Source organism: Acinetobacter sp. YT-02 (genome assembly GCF_002412355.1).
GTDB lineage: Bacteria > Pseudomonadota > Gammaproteobacteria > Pseudomonadales > Moraxellaceae > Acinetobacter > Acinetobacter towneri.
Map to the genome: position 1 here is coordinate 1 of NZ_NOZT01000089.1, position 2,877 is coordinate 2,877.

At 40.1% G+C, this 2,877-nt stretch carries 1 protein-coding gene and 1 pseudogene; one reads left to right on the forward strand and one right to left on the reverse strand.

Annotated elements, in window-relative coordinates:
• Nucleotides 1-400 precede the first annotated feature (400 nt).
• Nucleotides 401-2,020: an oleate hydratase gene (locus CF596_RS14300; RefSeq protein WP_004726755.1), complete on the forward strand. Its 1,620-nt coding sequence runs from the start codon at nt 401-403 to the stop codon at nt 2,018-2,020.
• Between the two features lie 285 nt (nt 2,021-2,305).
• Here the strand turns inward: CF596_RS14300 and CF596_RS14305 are convergent.
• Nucleotides 2,306-2,740: pseudogene (locus tag CF596_RS14305) on the reverse strand (IS5 family transposase); the annotation flags it as partial.
• Nucleotides 2,741-2,877: the final 137 nt, after the last annotated feature.

The window sequence follows — 2,877 nt, forward strand, 5'->3', positions numbered from 1 at the left end:
TTGATTAGGTCACCTCTATCAGGCTGTACCAAAAGATCTTGCTGAAGTTGACGATATTCCTCATCAGATACAAGATCTATTATTCAATTATATCTTTTAATGATCAATAGAAAGCCTAGTTTCAAACACATTCTTCAGACACAAACAAATATGATCAAAATAGAGTGATTACTCAATAAAATAATAAAATCAATTGCTTAAATTATATTTTATTTTAAAAAAAATACAAATGTGTATTAAAAATAACCATTACTTACATTTTTTTGATTACAAAATATAATGAGTAAATTGCTTCCCATTTCATACATTTTTCATATATAAAAAGTCATACTATTTTTAAGGTTTTTCTAAATCACATTTTATACTTCATAGTTTTTAACATCATTATTAAAGGTGAACCATGCAAAAGAAGAAGCGCACCCCATTAGACGCACAACAGTCCCATCTTTGGATTATTGGTGGTGGTATCGCAGGTATGGCTGCTGCTGCATTTGCAATCCGTGATGCCAAAGTCCCTGCCAAAAATATCCATATTTTAGAAGAACTCGATATTTCAGGTGGTTCGATGGATGGTGGACATACACCGCATGCCGCGCAAGCTTGGGTAACACGTGGTGGGCGAATGCTGACCGATGAAACTTATTTGTGCCTATGGGACTTATTTTCCAGTATTCCATCTTTGGAAAATCCAGACATTTCGGTGCGTGAAGAATGTCGTGAGTTTAATGAAAAAGTGAAAACCCACGCCAATGCACGGTTGATTGATGCCGAACATGTCATTGCGGATGCAGCAAAGCTTGGTCTGAATACGCTACATCGTGCACAGATGCTGCGCCTATTAGCTTCAAAAGAAGAAAAAATTGGCAGTCGCCGCATTGATGAGTTTTTTGATGAAACCTTTTTTGAAACCAATTTCTGGCGCATGTGGCGCACGACTTTCGCTTTTCAAAAATGGCACAGTGCAGCAGAGTTAAGACGCTATTTCTTGCGTTTTATTCAAGAATTGCCACGCATTCATACCTTAGCGGGTGTGAAACGTACCAAGTACAACCAATATGACTCGATGATTCTGCCCCTACAGCGTTGGTTAGTCGCACAAGGCGTCGATGTGCGTTTTGGACACTATGTCACAGATGCAGACTTCATTACCAATGCTGAAACTCAAGAACGCTACGCTTCACGCCTATATGTACAATTGCCTGAAGGCTCAGAGCAAATTAATCTGAAAGCCAATGATTTAGCTATTTTCACTTTAGGCTCTATTACAGCAGACTCACGTTATGGCGGTAATCATGACGTGCCTGCCCTTATTCGTCATCGAGAAGATCATGGCTGGACGCTTTGGGAAACGCTGGCACAAAAAGCCCCAGACTTTGGCCGTCCAATGACTTTTTATGGCAATGTCGATGAACATAAGTGGGAGTCTTTCACTCTGACCATGAAAGATGACGTGCTACTTAAACGTATTATTGACTATACAGGCAATGAACCAGGCACAGGCGCACTCATGACTTGGTATGAGTCGGGTTGGCATTTATCCATCGTGGTTCCTGCACAGCCACACTTTGCCGACTTACCTGAAGGTTTATATACCTTATGGGGCTACGGTTTCCAAATTGACCATATAGGCGACTACATCAAAAAACCAATGTCCGAAGCCACGGGGCAAGAAATCCTAACAGAACTGATTAAACAGCTCGGTTTTGACGACATTTTAGATCATGTTTTGGCAACGACTGATGTTACTACCGCCATGATGCCATACGCCTCTGCCCTATTCGCCTGCCGTAAACCGGGGGATCGTCCACAGGTAATTCCACAAGGCTCACAAAACTTTGCTTTCCTTGGACAGTTTGTGGAAATTGAAGATGACGTGGTCTTTACTGTGGAATATTCAGTTCGTGGGGCGATGCTTGCCATTTATGAATTTTTTGGGGTGGAACGTGAAATCCCTGAAATTTACAACGGTCTACTTGATCCCAAAGTGGGTTTAAAAGCTTTAGAAACAGTGTTCCACTAAGTTTTTAATATATAGCGATAAGAGCACCTTTATGTCGCCACTATTACATAGTTTAATTTAAGCAACGTTTGGATACACGAGTGTGGCAGGGATGCCACACGTTATCCATCATAATAGGGATGTTATGTATGGGTAACAAAGGCTTTTGCTTTCTTTTGGCTTATCAAAAGTAAGGGTATTGCCTACACAAACACCTTTTATACTTTATTGAAAGTTGAGCCCGTGTACGCACCTAATTTTAAATTGGATAAAAAGAAAAATTAGATAAAACTTTATACGTCATTATTGGCGACGATATTCAGCTCCATGTTTCTTGCGTTTCCATTCGCCCTCACCTAGAAACTTCATGCCTGTAGAGTCTGCGAGTAGATGCAGTCCATCGCTACTTTTTTGGTAGCTGATTGCAATATCAATATGCTTTTGTCTTCTACAAAGCGTACTATAATCTGGTGCGGTCCAATTTAATCCGCAAAGTTTAATCAGACTTTGCACAAAGCCAGTGACCATACGTAAAGATAGACGGAATAAGGATTTAATCATTAAGCAGCATTGGATAGCTGCGTCGGAGTAGGTTTGATTTCGCCCTTGTTTGCCTTTTGATAGAGCATACCATTGCGTAGCAGGATCAAACCAAATGGCAATATTTCCCCGACTCATGAGTGCTCGGTTATATGCGGACCAATTGGTTGTGCGGTAGATTTTGTGTGTAGGCTTCTTCATTTGAAAATTATATCGCTGAAAAAGCCTGTACAGATAGGTTTGTGCAACAAAGCCCACCAGAGTGGCTTTTTATTGATTATTCATGTTCCACGCTTAAAATTCGAACAGTGTTTCATGATTTTTATAAGTTAAACTAA